The organism is Niallia sp. FSL W8-0177, from assembly GCF_038006285.1.
GTDB classification, from domain to species: Bacteria; Bacillota; Bacilli; order Bacillales; family Cytobacillaceae; genus Niallia; species Niallia circulans_A.
The window spans coordinates 591,950-610,301 of sequence record NZ_JBBOUX010000001.1 but is presented as its reverse complement, the minus strand read 5'-3'; the positions used below and the strand labels follow the sequence as shown (position 1 = coordinate 610,301).

The window sequence follows — 18,352 nt, the reverse complement described above, 5'->3', positions numbered from 1 at the left end:
CTGTGGGATTAGTTTCTGTGGTATTGCACAAAAAAAGATCCTCCTTTATGATGCTAATATTGAGACCAATCAACACAGCGTCAGAAGGAGAATCTATTATGAATAATACCCGTAATCACCGTTTAAATCAAGTGTCTACTTCCACTTTAATCATTGGAATTGACATTGCTAAAAATACACACTATGCATGTGCGGTGGACGATCGAGGGGTTGAGTTAAGTACCTCTTTTTCTATCCACCAGTCTCATCATGGTTTTCATCAATTTTATCTCAAGCTTCAAAATCTAAAGGCAATTCATCAAAAGGATGATTTATTGATTGGATTCGAGCCTACTGGGCACTATTGGATGAATTTAGCTGCTTTTCTTACCCAAAATGATATTCGTTTTGTCATGGTCAATCCTCTACATGTGAATCGTTCCAAGGAGTTGGATGATAACTTACAAACGAAGAATGATAAGAAGGATGCGAGAGTCATTGCTAAACTAATAACCAATGGATACTTTAGTGATCCTCGTCAAATAGAAGGAATAGAAGCAGAGCTTAGAGAAGGTTCCTCTATTCGGTGGAATCTGAAAAAGGACATTTCGAAAGTGAAGAATCGTATCATTCGCTGGACGGATCGTTACTTTCCTGAATTTAAAGTAGCATTTAAAGATTTAGGGCTGAATGCATGTGCCATATTAAAACATACCCCTTTACCAGTAGACTTAATGGAAAAAGAAATCGAGGAGTTAGTCCTTTTATACTTGGAAAAGGAAAAACTAAAGTATCCAGCAAGACCTAAAATAGCACAACTAAAGAGAGTGGCGGTACAATCTATTGGATTAACAGAAGGCTCCAATATGGCTCGTATAGAAATTTACTCTTTAATTACTCAATACGAACTTCTGACAAAGCAATTAGAACAGGTAAATGAAAGTTTAAAGACACTAGCAGAGCAACAAGCGGAATATCATTATTTATTATCAATCCCTGGCATTGGGGAAACTACCGTTATAGATTTACTAGCAGAAGTGGGTTCTCTCAAGCATTATAAACATCCACGCCAACTTATTAAATTAGCGGGATTAACCTTACGAGAGAACTCTTCTGGAAAGATGATTGGACAAAAGCGAATCTCCAAAAGAGGGAGAAGAAAGCTGCGAGCCCTTCTCTATCGTGCTGTCTTGCCTTTGATTAGAAATAATGAAACCTTTTATGATTTATATCAGTATTATATCTCTAGAAAAGAAAACCCTTTGAAGAAGAAAGAAGCATTAGTCGTTCTATGTAATAAAATGTTAAAGATTTTTCATGGACTTTGTCAGCAAGAAGTACTGTTTGATAAGGAGCGAATGAGACAAGATCTCTCTATCCTCCAACCCAAATAAAAATCTATAAGACGGTTATATTCAAAAAGATGACAGGAAAGCTGGCTTTTAGAGAGACTTACGACTTAGAGTCCATACAGGAGCATGATGCCAGCCTCTGCCTTATGATGAGACCAAACGAAGGAATGTAAGCGCGCGACGCTAAGAGACATGGGAGGGTACGTCCTCATAAGAAGAGTAGAGATACCGGATGCATCTAATAGTGTATATTTGTCAATAAATCCCTATTGGCTCTAGCGTCGCGTCCACTTACTTACCAAATATTATAATTAATGGAATAGTTAGTTAAAATATGATTCAAAGAGTTTTCCTAAAAAAATATTGGACTAAAAAAATAACGCTGTAAACGTTGGTATATCAACTTTCCTCGAGGGAGTCTCACCCCTTCCACTCCAATCAATGCATAATAATTCCATTTGCATTTCCTAAATTCCTTTTATCAACAAGCTGAAAGCTTCTCTAATGAGAAGCTTTTTTCTACGTTCCTTTATAATGACCTGTACTGGGTTCGAACCAGTGACCCCTTGCCTGTCAAGCAAGTGCTCTCCCACTGAGCTAACAAGTCATGATTATAGATTATTATTACCTGCATCTTTTAAAATACTCTTTCTATTCTTATCATACCATGTCCACTCTCCACATTCTAGGAAAATATAGAAAAAGTGATGGTCTGCCATCACTTTTCCACAATTATTGAATTCCCTCCAGTAACTGTTCTAATTGATTCGTAATCCTTGTTTCTGAATCGATATCTAATACATAGTTTTGATTGTCTTTCTTTGCAATTTGATTATCTGTTACATATGCCCCTGTTAATAAATTTGTCGCACCTAGGTTCGCTAAAACAGGCTTTAAAGCATAATCCATTACTAATAAATGGGCAATACTTCCTCCTAGCATCAGTGGAAGTATTGCCTTATTTCGTAGACTCTTTTGTGGTAATAAATCAAGAAACGTCTTGATAATTCCGGAATAAGATGCCTGAAATACAGGTGATAATACAATGACACCATTACTTTGTTCTACTTTTTGTCTAGCCGCTATTATATCCTTGTTCATAAAGTCTGCTGTAATTAAGGCAGCACTTGGTAATTGATGCACTTGAATGATATGAACAGCCACATTCTTCTTTCCTAAATAATCTACCGCAAATTGTAAAATACCTGTTAATCGTGAGTCTATTTTATGTCCACCAGCTATGATGGTTACCGTTGTCATGAAAGCCTCTCCTTTATAATAAATTCCCCTTATAAATACGATGTTTTTTATTTATCCATTATTCTAACACGAAAAAGAAGAACCGTGCTGAAATGATGATCCCCAAATTAAATGCAATATAAATTACTTTCCATTTAATTATGTTCACAATTCTGTCATATTCTTTTGTAGATATTGTGAATTAAATCACAATATTGTTTTTTTCTTAGGAGTATTTGATATATTTAACTTGTAAATAATAGAAACAAAAAAGAAGGGATGATTCTTATGTTTATGAGCTTTTTTAGAGAAAATAAAGTCGCAGCTGGACTTTTAACCATTATACGTTTGGTGCTAGGTTATTCTTGGTTTACTTCCGGATTTGGTAAATTAACTGGTGGAGGATTTGATGCTTCTGGGTTTTTAACAAATGCCGTTACTAATCCAGTTACAGGACCAGACGGAACCGCGGTTTATGGATGGTATACAAGTTTTGTCGAAGGATTTGCTTTACCAAATGTTGGACTATTTAATGTGCTCGTCCCAATTGGGGAGGTATTAGTTGGTCTTGGGTTAATTTTAGGTTGTTTAACTACAGCAGCAGCATTCTTTGGTGTCATTATGAATTTCTGTTTCTTACTTGCAGGCACCATCTCTCATAACCCAACTGATATCTTAATGGGCATGATCATTATGTTTGCTGGAGCAAATGCTGGGTACTTCGGATTAGATCGATGGGTATTACCCTATATCAGAAAAACATTCTTTAAAAAAGAAGATCATAATGCAGAATTTACAAAAAAACCTCGTTTAACATAATAGAAAGTTGTTAGGAAATAATTAAGCGGATGGTCTGTAAAAAAAACCGAACAATTATACGATTTCCCATTACCATTTACGTATAATTGTTCGGTTTTATATTTAGTTTAAAATACTTATCTCCCGGTCTCTTTCCTCTCTCTTACATTCATTAAATAAACAAACTTTATCCTCTTTTAGACTTTTTTGACAGTCAATAATTCGTTGATTGCTACTTCCTTTAAATAATAAACTTAAATCTTTTTGTTCTAGCACAAATCGACCATCTACTAAAACATCTACATACATACTTAGTTCAGCAAATTCATCAGATTGGGTTGCTCTCAATTCTTCCCAAAGATATCCAGTATAACACCAAATATTTTTATTTAATTGTTTACATTCCTTAGCTAATTGTTTAAGCTCAGTTATTTGTAGCATTGGCTCTCCGCCACTAAAGGTAATATCGTTTAAAGGGTTTTGCTTTACTTTCCTCATTATTTCGTCTATTGACATTTCTGTTCCGCCATTTATTTTCCAACTTTCTGGATTATGGCATCCTCTACAATAATGCGTACACCCTGCAAAAAAGATAGTAGTTCGCAATCCTGGACCATCTACAATGCTATCTTCCACAATCGATAACACTCTCATCGATGTTTGACCCTTTCCCGTTCTTCAGCACGTTTTGCATTATTCCACCGATTAAGTGATCCAACAAGATAACCGGTTATTCTCCGAATCCTTTCAATCTGGCTCTCATCTTTCTCCCCACAATTTGGGCATTCATTATCGATTATTCCTTTATGTCCACAAGTCATGCAACGATCCACGGGATGATTAATGCTTCCGTATCCAATCCCTGCCTCTTTCATCGTCCGTACGATTATTTCTATGGCTTCTACATTCTTACTGGCATCTCCGTCCAATTCTACATACGTAATATGTCCCGCATTTGTTAACGCATGAAACGGTGCTTCGCGCTGAATTTTTTCATGAATAGAAATGGGAAAATAAACGGGAATATGAAAACTATTCGTAAAGTATTCTCTATCTGTCACCCCTTTTATAATCCCAAATTTCTTTCGAGCAGCTCTTAATGCTTTTCCAGCGAATGATTCTGCTGGAGTAGCAAGAAGAGAGAAGTTAAGCTGATATTTTTCCAAGGCTTCGTCTGCCTTTTGGCGCATAAATTGAACAATCTGTAAACCAATTTCATAGGCCTTTTCACTTTGTCCATGGTGGACACCAAGCAAGGATACCAGGCATTCCGCTAAACCAACAAAGCCAATTGATAGTGTACCTTGTTTCAGAAGTTCTTCTAGTTGATCATCCACATTCAATTCTTCTCCGCCCTGCCAAACACCTTGTCCGTATAAAAACTTGAAATTCGCTACTTTTTTCTTTCCTTGATAATGAAACCTTTCAAGGAGTTGATCAACAACTAAGTCGATCGTTTCATCCAGTTTATGAAAAAATGATTCTATCGTCGTTGACTCTAAAGCCAATAAAGGAAGATTAATACTTGTGAAGGATAAATTCCCTCTTCCTATTGTTTGTTCACTTCCGTGGATATTCCCCATCACTCTAGTCCGACACCCCATTGTGGCGACTTCCGATTGAGGAGTGCCGTTATAATAGGCTAAATTAAATGGGGCATCTATAAAAACAAAATTGGGAAATAATCGTTTACTTGTCGTCTCTATCGCTAAGCGGAATAAATCATAATTAGGATCATTCTTTTGATAATTAATTCCGTCTTTTACTTTAAAAACGATAATTGGAAAAATTGGCGTTTCTCCTGCCCCAAGTCCTGCTTGTGTTGCCAATAATAAATTCTTTGTCAGCATTCTTCCTTCTACTGATTGATCCGTTCCTAAATTTACGGAAACAAATGGCGTCTGACCACCGCCGCGGGAGTGCATACTGTTGCAATTATGTATAAATGCCTCACACGCTTGATAGGTTTCTCTTTCTGTCCATTCCCAGGCCTTTTTCTCTAGTTCCGCCTTTTCTTGAATTACCTCCTTTAACCGTTTTTTATTCTTTCTATATGTTTTTTGTATATATGGCGCAAGATCATAGTCTAACATTGGGATGGATTGTCCACCATGCTGCTGATTTTGATTAGCTTGCAAAATAATAGAAGTAAGAGCCATTGCACTCATAATTGATTTTGGTTCTCTCATATATCCATGACCAGTGTTAAAGCCATCCTTTAAGATTTTGGCCAATGGGATTTGACAGCATGTTGTAGTACCAGAAGAATAAAAGTCTAGATCGTGAATATGGATATATCCTTCTAGATGTGATTGTTTTACCTTTTCTGATAATAAATGTTCCATTGTATAGTATTTAGAAGCTGTTGCAGCAAATTGCATCATATGACTCATCGGTGACATTCCGTCTACATTTGCATTTTCTTGAATAAAGTCCTGATTATTGCTGTTCATTATTTCTGCAAATTGATTTAATAGTTGAACCTCATTACTCATTTAACTCACTCCATTCTAAATGAATCCTTATCCATTATAATTGAACAAATCATCATTTCACTATATATTGTGTTTATTTCACAAAAAGTACACAATATATAGAAATTCCAACATAGGAAAATTCCTATCCCTTTAGCTTTATACTATTCATAAAGTGCTTTTATTGATAAACTAATTGTAAGATCAGCTGTAATAAAGGAAGGATAACTATGACAACAAAAGGGACAATAAAAGAGGAAACTATCTTTAGTAAAGAATTAGGAGAAGAAGTGACTTTATTAATCTATCTCCCACCAGCATTTTCTCCTCTTTATAAATATCATTTACTCATTGCACAAGATGGGAAAGATTATTACCAATTTGGCCGAATCGGCAGAGTAGCTGATGAATTACATGGCAATCATCAAATTGCGGATACGATTATTGTTGGAATCCCCTATTCCTCTGTCCAAGATCGTCGCAGGAAATATCATCCTGATGGCGCTCAGAATAAAGCATATATTCGCTTCTTAGCACATGAACTTGTTCCCTATTTAGATGATCAATATCCCACCTTCCAAATGGGAATGGGACGTGGACTCATTGGCGACTCGTTAGGTGCAACTGTATCATTCATGACCGCTTTAAAATATCCGCATACTTTTGGAAAGATTATGTTGCAATCCCCCTTAGTAAATGAAGGTGTTTTTGATGCAGTTGATACATTCGATTCTTTTCATTTACTAGAAATAGATCATATTATCGGTATAGGTGAAACATCTGTAAAAACAACCATCAACACAACCGAGGATTTCCTGACCCCTAATCGAGAGTTATCTCAAGTTTTGCAAACAACAAATGCTGATTATTCATATGAAGAATTTAATGGGGATCATACATGGAAATATTGGCAGCCTTATATTGCGAAAATGCTCATTAAAATGTTTCCTTCTTAAAAGAGAGCACTCAATTGACTGTCTTTGTTTCCTAACAGTGAGTACCTCGTTAACCATTAGATTTTTTCTGAAATCTTTGAACATAAATAACTAATTTTGTTATAATATCTTACATATAGAACATTGAAATCGTAATAATAGATAGTCTATCTTCTATATCTTTGTACACTCTTTTATTTTGAAATGGAGGTTCGTCGAATGAAATACGGTATTGCTATTTTCCCTGGTAAGGATTTGCAGGATTTAGCTAATTCACTTCGCAAAAGATATGACCCGAAATATGCTTTGATACCACCACATATCACGTTAATCGGTGATTTTGAAGCTAGTAACGAGGAAATTGAAGAAGTAAGTAAAAAACTAGCAACGATTGCAAGTCATTATCATTCTATTCCTATTAAAGTAACAAAGGTCAGCTCTTTTAAACCCGTAAGCAATGTTGTTTATTTAAAGATTGAACCAAGTACAGACTTAGAACATCTTCACCAAGAACTAATCAGTACATTGGGTGTTAGTCTAGAGCATCCGTTTGTGCCACATATTACACTTGGGCAGGATTTATCGAGTGATGAGCATTTAGACTTATATAGTAATTTACGCATGCAAAACTATCATTTTGAAGAAACAGCGGATCGTTTCCATTTGCTATATGAATTGGAAAATGGTTCTTGGACCGTCTATGAAACATTCCGTTTAGGAAAGGAATAGTGGAAAGTGGAAGTAGTTATTGTTAAAACTGATAAAGAGTTAAAAGATGCCTTTTATGTTCGTCAAACTGTTTTTGTTCAGGAGCAGAAAGTACCAATGGAAGAAGAAATAGATGCATATGAAGAGGATAGCGTTCATTTTGTTCTCTATGATGACGACAATAAGCCTATTGGTGCTGGACGTTACCGAACATTTGATGAATACGGAAAGGTAGAAAGAATCTGCATCCTCTCCACTAATCGAAAAGGTGGAGCTGGAAAAGCAGTTATGAATAAAATCGAGGAATATGCCTTAAATGATGGGGCTCCTGCCTTAAAACTGAATGCCCAAACACAGGCCATTCCTTTTTATAGCAAACTTGGATATGAAGTCATCTCGGAAGAATTCCTAGATGCTGGTATTCCACATAAAACCATGATTAAGCATTTATAGATTTTGGGACTGCCCAATGGATGGAAAAGCATAGCTTGTCTTTAAAGCTTGTGATTATCCGTCATGGAGCAGTCCTTTTTATTTTTCGTGATTAGCAAAAAACAAAGGTTTAATTTTCTTCCATCTGCCTACAATAGATGGAAGAAGGGGTGAGTTGAATTGGAATTCACACATATATTTAGCGAGCTTATTATCGGCTATTTTTTATTGTTGCTTTTAACAAAGGTATTAGGAAAGACACAAATCACGCAGATTACTACCTTTGACTTTGTTTCTGTCTTAGTACTAGGCGAGCTTGTCGGAAATGCTATGTATGATACAGAGACAGGAATAAAAGAAATAATGTACTCCATTCTTATTTGGGGAGGATTAATTTACATAACAGAATTCATCACGCAAAAGTTTCGGAAAACCAGACAACTTTTAGAAGGAAAACCGTCTATTATTATAAATAAAGGCAAGATTGATTTTAAGGAATTAAAGAAAAATCATTTAGATATAAATCAATTACAACATTTACTTCGTGCAAAAGATGTTTTTTCAATAGCAGAATGTGCTTATGCCATTTTAGAAACAGATGGCACGATCAGTGTGCTCAAGAAATCAGCATTCGTGAATCCAACAAAACAGGATATGAATTTATCGTTAGAAACCACTTCCCTTCCGATAAGTATCATTCTTGATGGAGAAATCATCAAAGAAAACTTACCTCGTATCGGTTGGAATGAAGAGCAATTAATGCAAGAATTAAAAAAACGAGATGTTCAATCTCCAAAAGATATCCTCTATGCCGAATGGCAGGAAGGATCGCCTTTATATGTGCAAAGCTACTAATTGAATTAAAACACTTTAGATTTGCGCATGAAAATAAGTACCCTTTCCAGTTAGTTCTGCAATTAACTTCTCATTGGGTACTCCTTCTTCATGCCTTTGTTTCTTCTGGTAAGATGTCTGAGAAGGATACTTTATCTGTAGATTGGTAGAAGAATTAACGATTTTAGCCGCTGGATAAATTTCTTCTTTCTTATAATTCTTTGTTTTGCTTATAATGTCTCTAACCGCGTACTGCTCTGCTTGATAATGAGTAATTGGCAAGATATATCCCATCAGAATCTGTCCCTTCTAGTTTATTATTTATCCTTTTCCCTTCTTTTCCAAAAAGTAAACCCCTTTTCTACTCTTTAAACAATCATCTGTTTTTGATATGATAGATATTATTTCAAACTTATGTACGGCTCCAGATTTATTAATAGATTCGAGGTTTCCTATGTTAACAGCTTTTTATTATGATAGACTTATTTCATTAAATACCATTGACAGACAAGAATTACAGAAAATTTATGAAGCTGGCAAAAATGGATTTCTCGCATGTTCTGTATGCGGAGAAGCAGTAAAGCTTTATTTAGGATTAAAAAGTACTCCCTATTTTTATCACTATTCAGCTAAACAGCCCTGTATGACAGAATCATCTACTATTGAACAGGAACAAGCTGCTGCGGCTGGTATCGATTACGAAGAAAAAAATGGGTTCCGGATTCCTAAGAGTAGAAATATTTCCAAAGACAATACAGAAATTACTCCTTTTAGACCGCCTATGTCTATAAAGGCGATTACCCATACATCTGATGTCGCTGCTAGTCAACCAGTTACTTTTCCACAAGAATCTTATTTAAATACACTGAAACAAAACGGCTATTCTCTTGATATTACACAGAGTGAGGCTGTCGCAATAGATGATGGACCCATTCTGGTCCTTGCAGGTGCCGGTAGTGGCAAAACCCGAGTGTTAACAATGAGAGCAGCTTATCTCATCCAGGAGAAAAAGGTAGATCCGTCAACTATCATGCTCGTTACCTTCACCAATAAAGCAGCAAATGAAATGAAGGAAAGACTCTTACACTATCCAATGATGAATAAAGGGATTGTGCAAAAAATTGTTTCTGGAACTTTTCATAGTATTCTTTACCAAATTTTAATCTTTCATGAACGAGAGAAATGGCAGCGAAATAAATTATTAAGCAGTAATTGGCAGCGAGAGCTTTTGTTAAAGGAAATTGCCCGTGAAAAGCAATTAGATGAAAAAGACTTCCCTTTCGATGCAGCTCTTCAATTAATCGGTGCATGGAAAAATAGTATGCTTTTTCCTCATGAAATAGAGCCTGATAATGACTGGGAAAAGAAAGTTGCCCAACTATATAGTGGCTATGAAACAAAAAAACAACAGCGAAATTTGTATGACTTTGATGATATGCTTCTTGGAGGCTATCATTTCTTTCTTGAAAATCCAGCTATTTTAGAAACTTATCAAAAGCGTTTTACTCATTTCTTATTAGATGAATTTCAAGACATCAATAAAGTTCAGTACGAATGGATAAAGCTAATGGCAAGGTCAGCTCATTCTGTCTATGCAGTAGGAGATGATGATCAATCTATCTATTCTTTTCGTGGTAGTGATCCAAAATACCTTTTAGATTTTGAAAAAGATTATCCGAATGCTAAAACGATTATTCTTGATTACAATTACCGCTCTTCTCAAGAAATTGTATCCATCGCTAAGTCTACAATCAGTAAAAATACGAAGAGACGAGCAAAAAAAATGATAACTGGCTATTCAGGCCAAACTCCCATTGCCTTTTATCCTTATGATGAGGAAGAAGAAGCTACGATGATTTTGACCGATATTCAGGAGAAAATAAAGACAGGCTATGAACCGAAGGATTTTGCAATTCTCTTTCGAACTAATACAAATAGCCGTGCCATGTTTGAGCGACTGGCTTCTTCCAGTCTACCATTTCGTTTAGAACAAGATACAGGTTCTTTCTATCAAAGATTTATTGTGAAAAGTATGATGGCCTATTTAAAGCTCATTCATGATCCAGATAACCAGCAAGCGGTTGCTGATATTCTCCCGACCCTATTCTTAAAAAAAACGGTATTACAGGATATTAAAGCAATAAGCATATTAGAAGATTGCAGCTTTTTAGATTGTCTAGTTTTTATTAAAACAGGATTCGCATTTCAAGAAAGCAGATTGAAAAAGATTCCTGAAATAGTAAAACGATTAATTCGTTATTCTCCTCTGGATGCTATTAATTATATTGAAAAGGAATTAGGCTTTCAGGAATTTATAAAAAAACGGGGAAACGAAGGAAATCAATGGGATAAAGGCTCTGATGATATTCGCGATTTAAAAGTGGTGGCACGTAAATTCCAATCGATTAAAGAATTTGTTCAATATACAGACCATATGACTGCTATGAATGAAGAATTACGAAAGCAATATAAAAACGAAGAAAATGTAATCACATTAAGCACCATTCATCGCGCAAAAGGTTTAGAATATAAAACAGTCTATATTGTTGGTACGGTTGATGGTTCCATTCCCCATGACTTTGCACTAGAATCATTCCGCAATAACAACTTCATGCCGATAGAAGAAGAACGCCGCCTTCTCTACGTTGCCATGACAAGGGCACAACAAGAACTATATTTATCGGTTCCTATGTATTTAAGAGGAAAAAAAGCAAAAACTTCGCGCTTTTTATCACCCTTGTCAATGGTTACTATTAAAGCAGCTGAAAAGGAACGGTCATAATAAAAATCAGTAATTCAAACCTTACACAGATACATTCTCTACAAGAAGCATTTTACAGGGAAAAAACAGGGTAACTATGTCGTGAATTCGCGCAGCTACCCTTTTTTCGATTTTACTTTTTGTTAATCATTTTAGATAATGTATTAAAATCAAGCTGTTTACCATCTTTAACAATTGATTCAACAATCCTATCTTCCGTTTGCTTTGGAACAGATTTTCCAGCAATTTGTGATACTCTGCGAATGACACTTCTTACTGTTTTTTCATCTTTAAAATTTGCATTTTGTAAGGAATTCGCTAGTTCTAAAATATCTTTCATATTAACGCCAGTTTTAGACTCAATGTTTTTAAAGAAATTATTGTTCATACCTGTGTTTCCTCCTTCGATGAGCTACTTTACATTCTATGAAGGAAAGAAAAAAAGGTGAGAACTCAAGAAAAAGAAAACAAAAAATGAACAAAGCGCTTAAATAAATATGGAGAATCCAAAGAACAATCGAGTAGGAGGGAGTGATTAACTCCCGACCTCTCATACCACCGTACGTACGGTTCCGTATACGGCGGTTCAATTAAGATGAATAACGCAAAGTTTCGTAACGAACTTGCAGACTTTTCAGCCCTTGGCTTTCCCAATAGGAATTGCCGAGGGTTCTGTGTAATATGGGGCTTTTAGAAATGCGCCAGTACCCTTTTCGGGTGTTTCCCCACTCGTATGCTTTTCCAAAAGGAACTTTCAACCGAGTAAGATTTCTGACTCTTGTTTGAGGTTTCTTCCAATTCTTCCATAGACACATCCTTAATCTTCTTTTAATCCAGCTATCTAGTGATTTGAATGTGGAACTTGTATCTGCTAATCCAAAATAACCACACCACCCCATTAGATATTGGTTTAACATCTTGATTCTGTATTCCATGGAGTATGGCATCTTTCTTGAGGTAATCTCTCGTATTTTCTTTTTCATTCGAACTAGACTTGTTTTCGCAAGACGAACCTTTGGTTCTTTGTGACTCGTGAAACTAAAACCTAAGAACTTCCGGTTCCAAGGACGGTCTACCGCTGATTTCTTTTCGTTTACTTTTAAACGAAGTTTTCCCTCAATAAATCTTTGTACACTCGCCATTACTCTTAGACCCGCACGTTCTGTTTTCACATAAATATTGCAATCATCTGCGTATCGAACGAATTTATGTCCACGTTCCTCCAACTCTTTATCGAGTTCATCTAGAACTATGTTTGAAAGTAAGGGACTTAAAGGTCCACCTTGTGGTGTTCCTTCTTCTATACTTGAAATCACTCCATTTATCATGACACCAGCTTGGAGATATTTACGAATAAGTTTTAATAAAGATTTATCTGAAATTCGTTTCGCTAATGTTGCCATTAGTCGGTCATGATTGACCTTATCGAAGAATTTCTCTAAATCCATATCAATCACCCATCGATAACCTTCCTTTAAATAACCCTTTGCTTTCCGAATAGCGTCATGGGCACTCCGATTTGGACGGAATCCATAACTGTGGTCCGAAAATGTTTTGTCATATTCCTTTGATAAAATCTGCGAGATAGCTTGTTGAATAAAACGATCTGTCACGGTTGGGATACCTAGTAAACGCACACCACCATCTGGTTTCGGGATTTCGACTCGACGTACTGGTTGTGGTTCATAGGTTCCATTCAAAATCTGCGATTTAATGGTTTCCCAATTTTCGAGGATGTGCTGTCGTAAGGTTTGTACGGGCATCATGTCTACTCCATGGCTTCCTTTATTCGCTTCCACTCGCTTTAGCGCTTGTATCATATTTTGCCGTTCAAGAATTTGATTCAACATCACCATTTCGTTCCTTTCCGTGATTAGCTTATCTTATTATGCCCATCTGAACTCCACCCTCCGCAAATACCCTCGTGGGATTCACCACTACTTTCTAAGCGTGAGGTTTCTCTGTTTTCTGTGCTATTTCATTCTAGATGGAAAGCCAAGGGCTAATCTCTCTTAATTGTTCAGTCCTTCCGACTGGTTCTAGACCCAATCGTACTATGACCTCTGCTGACTTCTGATGATTCAGCTACTTGTCACCAAGTAGGTTATGAAGGGTACTTCACGTTTCCATCAGACCTCCCCGGGTAAGCACATGCACTTTCACACCATCTATCCGCCTCATTTACTAGGTATGACCTTCGACAGAAAGGACTTTGTTTTGTGTTGCAAACTCATCCAGTCGTAACTAGCCTTGTATGAGATTCGTGTTCCTCGGACCGGTGTTTTGCCTCCAGCTTCCTTCAGATTCCGCGTCACCACGGACACCCTAGCTCTTGGCTAACCTCTACTTCTGTCTTCGGGGTTCGGGACTCGCACCCTATAGTTCATGTGCATGCCGGGCGCACAACAGAAAGGAGCTCTCTTTGCAAGAGAACTCCTTTTCCCATTGACTAACCTGAATTAGTTGTAGAAGCTAGCTCCTACGATTACTAAAAGGATAAATAAAACAACGATTAATGCAAAAGAAGAGATACCATATCCTCCGCCGCTATAACCGCCGCCGCCATAGCCATATCCGCCATAACACATTCCTACTTCACCTCGCTTCTCCTTGTACTCCTTAACAGAATATGGAGAATTGAAGTTTATGTGTAGGCAAGCTACTATTAACAAATAGAATGTACGATTGTCACAGAGATAATCATTTATTTCCCGGTTTAAACAACGTTTTTCTTTTAAAACATATGATGCTTTATCCTTTAGGTTTAAACAATAGTGCTCCTATAAAGCCAAATACGATTGCCGCAGATATTCCAGAGCTTGTCACTTCAAACATACCTGTTAATACACCGATAATGCCATGCACTTCAGCTTCTTGCATCGCCCCATGTACTAAAGCATTCCCAAAGCTTGAAATTGGTATTGTCGCACCTGCTCCTGCAAAGTCAGCAAATGGCTCATATAATCCAAATCCATCTAAAACGGCACCTGTCACAACTAATGTTGTTAATGTATGTGCAGGCGTAAGCTTCGCAACATCAAACATAAGCTGACCAATGACACAAATTATGCCACCAATCACAAAGGCCCAAAAGAACATTGGGAGCATATAGATTCCTCCTTCTTTCTTTATAAATTAGCATTCAGCAGAGAAAACACTGCTTAAATTTCGATTGATACAGCGTGAGCGATACAAGGAATCGTTTCCCCTTGTTGAACGGTAAGCGGTGAGAGAAGCGCACCAGTGGCGACACAGAGAATTCTTTTATACATACCTTTTTTCATTTCATTTAATAAATGCCCGTACATTACTGTTGCGGAACAGCCTGCACCACTGCCTCCAGATTGTACAGGCTGCTCATTTGTGTATATTAACAATCCACAGTCTTTCATTTTATTTTCATCAATTATTAACCCCTTTTCCTTTAAAAGGGCTATTACTGTTTCTCTGCCAATTTTCCCTAAATCACCTGTTACAATTAAATCATAGTGAGAAAGATCTAAATTTAAATCTTGGAAATGAGCATAGATTGTATCCGCAGCTGCTGGAGCCATCGCCCCGCCCATATTAAAAGGATCCGCTAATCCCATGTCTACCACTTTTCCTATCGTTGCAGAGGTTGTGTATGGAAGCTGCTCATTTGTCTGATTCTTCGTGACGAGGGCAACTCCAGCACCTGTGACGGTCCATTGAGCAGTCGGCGGCTTCTGGCCACCATATTCTGTTGGATAGCGGAACTGTTTTTCGACTGCTGCGTTATGGCTGGAAGCACCTGTTAATACATTATCAGCTCCTTGATAATTCACCATAAAGGAAGCAAGTGCTAATCCCTCTATAGACGTGGAGCAAGCACCAAATAATCCAAAATAAGGGATTTGTAAATCTCTAGCAGCAAAACTAGAAGGGGTAATTTGGTTGATTAAATCACCTGCTAAAAAGAACTGGATATCTTCTAGCTTGAGTTCTCCTTTTTTCATGGCTGTTTGTGCTGCTTCTTCCAATAAAATGCGATGAGCCTGTTCATACGAGGTTTTTCCCATCCATAAATCATCATGTAATACGTCAAAATCAGCAGCTAATCTTCCATTTGCTTCAAAAGGACCGCCTGATACTCCGGTAGATTTTATTACTGGATGATTTTGAAATACCCAGGACTGTTTTCCCTGAAGCATTAGAATCCCCCCGTCATCATAATAAATAGTGTTTTTATAAGAGCAACTACAAATGCCGAAAAAACACCGAACAATATAACAGAACCAGCGAGCTTAAATATATTTCCTCCGACTCCTAGTACAAATCCCTCTGTGCGATGTTCAATAGCGGCAGAAATAATGCTATTACCAAATCCTGATACAGGAACAGCACTCCCAGCACCAGCAAACTGGCCAATCCGGTCATAAACTCCAAATCCAGTCAACAGCATCGAAAGAAAAATAATGGTAGCTGAAGTTGGATTTCCCGATGTTTGTTCCGTAAAATGAAAGAAATATATATAGAAGTAAGAAATAAATTGACCAATCATACAAATAAATCCACCGACAAAAAATGCTTTAATGCAGTTCTTTAGAACAGGACGTTTCATTTCAAATTTTTGTTCCAACTTTTCATATTGCTGCTGCTCTGGTGTCTTGTTTTTTTTCTTATTATCCGCCACCTTTTTCCCTCCTTATGTTAATTCGTTATTCAATTGAATGATCTCTTTCAAACGCTTATCTGCTTTTTCTTTACTATAGTCCGGCTCCTGGATTTTATCCCATAAGCGGATGGTCTCTAAGAATATCTTAAAATCACTAGAGACAGTGAATCTTTCATCTGGATATTTTGATTCCAGTTTCTTCGTTAATTCCTTTTCAATGCTTTTCATTTTAAACCTAGCCATTTGCTTTACCTTATAAGCAACTAATATATCTTTCTTCCCCTTGATTACCGCAACATCATAAATGGACGAAATGGTATTCGTTTCTTCTTTTATTCCCTCTACTAATTCCTCTTGTTTCTCATCAGTCTCTGTATAAAGAGCAATTGGCGCTGGATTAATTCTTTTAAGCATCGACCATCGGCTATTCGGTGTTTCCTTCGCACAGCCAGCTAAGAATACACATATGCTAAAAATCAACAGATAAGATGCATGCCTTCTATTTGTCATATTCTTCCCTTCCTATTTAAAGATGAATTAAAGTATCTTTATTTTTTTCGATTTAGGCTTTAATTATTAGATGTTTTTACAACAAAAAAAATCCAATTTTTACAAATTGGGTTTAAGTCATAAAAAATACCCGCACAAAGTCGGGTATTTTTTGTTATTTCGCTAATTTTTTTCCACAGTTACATCCAGATTTTTTTCTCTTTGCTTTAGCTGGTTGCGACTTTACTGGCTCAGTCACTTTAGGTACTTTTTTTCCTAGCAACTCCAATCCCTCCAATAATGATGATCTATGCATGTATAAAAACATTAATTTTTAATGTTCTTATCCCATTGTATGTCAGGAAAAAATGTATGTGTAAACAACTAGCCCAGCAGTTAGTAACTATTCAACAAACACTCGTTGTAAAATAGCTTCTAACAAAGACGCTCCTCCAGCGATCGCAAAAATAAGTACAACAGGTTCACAAATGGCTGGGAAGAAATAATATAAAATGATAAGAAAGATTGCTACCCATACTCCGGTACACCAATAGCAGCTAATTAATTCGCCAATAAATCCACGAATTTTACCTGACTTAGGGACAATATAAATTTCTGTTTGCCCGTCCTTATTTTGTTCCTCTACTTCTTCTAAAAATATTTTCCGGAAAAATTCAGTAATCTGATCAAACACAATTAATCTTGTTACACGAAAGCTTGCCAAAATGAGTAAAAAAAACTCCATCCAATGGATATCCATCTCCATTCTCCTCTCCGATAGACCAAAATATTCTAAACGAATGGTCATATGCCCAAATTTTAAGAAAAAAGGCGTTTGTCCGTAACCCATAAGGCTCTTCGGCAATATGTTAGTAATGTAAGAAACATAAAGAAAGAAACAAACAAGGAGGAAAACAATTATGGGTTGTGGAAAAAAAGAAGATATTCACGGTACATCCAGCTGTGTTTGCGAAGTGGTTCGTGCCATTAAAGATATCCAGGATAACGCTGAAGACAATTGCGAATGTGAAACTAACTGTTTCTCAGAGCCTTTAGGATCTCTTGTATCTCCATCAAAACGTAAAAAAGCAGATACACGTGTATTCGTATTAAGCAGTGCAGATGGCTCTCCATTCCATGCATTCTTTACAGGTCATGACTGCAACTGTGTTTCCATCTTTTTCAGAGTTGAGGATGTTTTTGATAACTGCTGTGCAGTATTAAGAGTTCTTGCTCCTATTGGTAAAGATGGAGAAACTCTAGATATCGTTGGACACAAAGGAATCGACTTAAGCAAAATTTGTGAATTAGAAGGATTCCAACGTACTTCAAGCTGTATAACTGTTGACTTAAGCTGCTTCTGTGCTGTTCAATGTATCGCTGACGTTGACTTAAATGTTTGTGACTAAGAAATTACTAACTTTGTATATGCTATACACTCGGAGGTCGTCTTTAAGACGCCTCCGTTTTATTTATCGCTCCTTTCTCTCCGCCTTATATTTTATGCATAAGAAGAAGCAAGCATGTTATTAGACGAGTTTGATTCCTATATGTTCACGAATTTGTTGAATATTGTATCCTTCAATCCTTCCTAATACTTTTTATGCTTGTACGATAGTATCCGATGAAAAAAAGTTATTCCAAATGGAAAAATGGTGCCATTTACATTCTAGCGAGTAATATAGTAAATATAACTGCTATTATATTTATGACGC

The 18,352-nt window shown here is 36.6% G+C and carries 20 protein-coding genes and 1 tRNA gene; 8 read left to right on the top strand and 13 right to left on the bottom strand.

The features are described from left to right. Positions 1-98 precede the first annotated feature (98 nt). On the top strand, positions 99-1,373 hold the full coding sequence (locus NST77_RS02980) for an IS110 family transposase (protein ID WP_047945042.1): 1,275 nt from the start codon (positions 99-101) through the stop codon (positions 1,371-1,373). Positions 1,374-1,866: 493 nt separating this feature from the next. On the opposite strand, the gene NST77_RS02975 is transcribed toward NST77_RS02980, so the two are convergent. Together NST77_RS02975 and ssuE are read right to left on the bottom strand one after the other, a co-directional pair. Continuing rightward, positions 1,867-1,938: transfer RNA gene (locus NST77_RS02975), tRNA-Val, on the bottom strand. Between the two features lie 125 nt (positions 1,939-2,063). Further along, positions 2,064-2,591 carry an NADPH-dependent FMN reductase gene (ssuE, locus tag NST77_RS02970; RefSeq protein ID WP_095329975.1) on the bottom strand — a complete coding sequence of 176 codons (528 nt, stop codon included), beginning with the start codon at positions 2,589-2,591 and terminating at the stop codon, positions 2,064-2,066. A 267-nt stretch (positions 2,592-2,858) separates the two neighbouring features. Here ssuE and NST77_RS02965 point away from each other — a divergent pair, with 267 nt between their 5' ends. Further along, positions 2,859-3,389 carry a DoxX family protein gene (locus NST77_RS02965; protein WP_095329976.1) on the top strand — a complete coding sequence of 177 codons (531 nt, stop codon included), beginning with the start codon at positions 2,859-2,861 and terminating at the stop codon, positions 3,387-3,389. A gap of 102 nt (positions 3,390-3,491) precedes the next feature. Here the strand turns inward: NST77_RS02965 and nrdG are convergent, their stop codons facing one another. Together nrdG and NST77_RS02955 are read right to left on the bottom strand one after the other, a co-directional pair. Next, entirely contained in the window at positions 3,492-4,022 is a 531-nt protein-coding gene (nrdG, locus tag NST77_RS02960; RefSeq protein ID WP_095329977.1) for an anaerobic ribonucleoside-triphosphate reductase activating protein, read from the bottom strand. Beyond that, the gene (locus tag NST77_RS02955) at positions 4,019-5,863 is read right to left on the bottom strand and encodes an anaerobic ribonucleoside triphosphate reductase (protein ID WP_341122720.1); all 1,845 of its coding nucleotides are present in this window, start codon (positions 5,861-5,863) and stop codon (positions 4,019-4,021) included. The genes nrdG and NST77_RS02955 overlap by 4 nt, the downstream gene beginning before the upstream one ends. Before the next feature lie 209 nt (positions 5,864-6,072). On the opposite strand from NST77_RS02955, the gene NST77_RS02950 reads away from it, so the two are divergent. The 4 genes from NST77_RS02950 (at position 6,073) to NST77_RS02935 (ending at position 8,772) form a co-directional block, all read left to right on the top strand. Beyond that, the gene (locus NST77_RS02950) at positions 6,073-6,798 is read left to right on the top strand and encodes an alpha/beta hydrolase (RefSeq protein WP_249878962.1); all 726 of its coding nucleotides are present in this window, start codon (positions 6,073-6,075) and stop codon (positions 6,796-6,798) included. A gap of 198 nt (positions 6,799-6,996) precedes the next feature. Next, positions 6,997-7,506 (top strand): 2'-5' RNA ligase family protein, encoded by a 510-nt coding sequence (locus NST77_RS02945; RefSeq protein WP_095329980.1) that lies wholly within the window; start codon positions 6,997-6,999, stop codon positions 7,504-7,506. 6 nt (positions 7,507-7,512) lie between these two features. Then, a complete protein-coding gene (locus tag NST77_RS02940) occupies positions 7,513-7,938 on the top strand; it encodes a GNAT family N-acetyltransferase (RefSeq protein WP_095329981.1) in 426 nt (141 codons plus the stop codon). Between the two features lie 159 nt (positions 7,939-8,097). Further along, entirely contained in the window at positions 8,098-8,772 is a 675-nt protein-coding gene (locus NST77_RS02935; protein ID WP_095329982.1) for a DUF421 domain-containing protein, read from the top strand. 15 nt (positions 8,773-8,787) lie between these two features. Here NST77_RS02935 and NST77_RS02930 read toward each other — a convergent pair whose 3' ends face one another. Then, positions 8,788-9,045 carry a hypothetical protein gene (locus tag NST77_RS02930; RefSeq protein WP_095329983.1) on the bottom strand — a complete coding sequence of 86 codons (258 nt, stop codon included), beginning with the start codon at positions 9,043-9,045 and terminating at the stop codon, positions 8,788-8,790. Positions 9,046-9,205: 160 nt separating this feature from the next. Here NST77_RS02930 and NST77_RS02925 point away from each other — a divergent pair, with 160 nt between their 5' ends. Next, a complete protein-coding gene (locus NST77_RS02925) occupies positions 9,206-11,533 on the top strand; it encodes a UvrD-helicase domain-containing protein (protein ID WP_095329984.1) in 2,328 nt (775 codons plus the stop codon). 112 nt (positions 11,534-11,645) lie between these two features. Here the strand turns inward: NST77_RS02925 and NST77_RS02920 are convergent, their stop codons facing one another. From NST77_RS02920 to NST77_RS02885, 8 genes are all read right to left on the bottom strand, one after another. Continuing rightward, complete coding sequence (locus NST77_RS02920) at positions 11,646-11,900, bottom strand: stage VI sporulation protein F (protein ID WP_095329985.1); 255 nt, start codon at positions 11,898-11,900, stop codon at positions 11,646-11,648. 202 nt (positions 11,901-12,102) lie between these two features. Further along, entirely contained in the window at positions 12,103-13,365 is a 1,263-nt protein-coding gene (gene ltrA, locus NST77_RS02915) for a group II intron reverse transcriptase/maturase (RefSeq protein WP_171510276.1), read from the bottom strand. 606 nt (positions 13,366-13,971) lie between these two features. After that, entirely contained in the window at positions 13,972-14,100 is a 129-nt protein-coding gene (locus NST77_RS02910) for a YjcZ family sporulation protein (RefSeq protein WP_095329986.1), read from the bottom strand. A gap of 163 nt (positions 14,101-14,263) precedes the next feature. Then, entirely contained in the window at positions 14,264-14,620 is a 357-nt protein-coding gene (spoVAE, locus tag NST77_RS02905; protein ID WP_095329987.1) for a stage V sporulation protein AE, read from the bottom strand. Positions 14,621-14,673: 53 nt separating this feature from the next. After that, positions 14,674-15,684 (bottom strand): stage V sporulation protein AD, encoded by a 1,011-nt coding sequence (gene spoVAD / locus NST77_RS02900; RefSeq protein ID WP_095329988.1) that lies wholly within the window; start codon positions 15,682-15,684, stop codon positions 14,674-14,676. Next, positions 15,684-16,166: a stage V sporulation protein AC gene (gene spoVAC, locus NST77_RS02895; protein WP_095329989.1), complete on the bottom strand. Its 483-nt coding sequence runs from the start codon at positions 16,164-16,166 to the stop codon at positions 15,684-15,686. The genes spoVAD and spoVAC overlap by 1 nt, the downstream gene beginning before the upstream one ends. Positions 16,167-16,178: 12 nt before the next feature. Further along, the gene (locus NST77_RS02890) at positions 16,179-16,658 is read right to left on the bottom strand and encodes a sporulation protein (RefSeq protein ID WP_095329990.1); all 480 of its coding nucleotides are present in this window, start codon (positions 16,656-16,658) and stop codon (positions 16,179-16,181) included. 382 nt (positions 16,659-17,040) lie between these two features. Next, complete coding sequence (locus NST77_RS02885; protein ID WP_095329991.1) at positions 17,041-17,397, bottom strand: DUF1360 domain-containing protein; 357 nt, start codon at positions 17,395-17,397, stop codon at positions 17,041-17,043. Between the two features lie 160 nt (positions 17,398-17,557). On the opposite strand from NST77_RS02885, the gene NST77_RS02880 reads away from it, so the two are divergent. Further along, the gene (locus NST77_RS02880; RefSeq protein ID WP_095329992.1) at positions 17,558-18,046 is read left to right on the top strand and encodes a CotY/CotZ family spore coat protein; all 489 of its coding nucleotides are present in this window, start codon (positions 17,558-17,560) and stop codon (positions 18,044-18,046) included. The last annotated feature ends 306 nt before the right edge of the window (positions 18,047-18,352 follow it).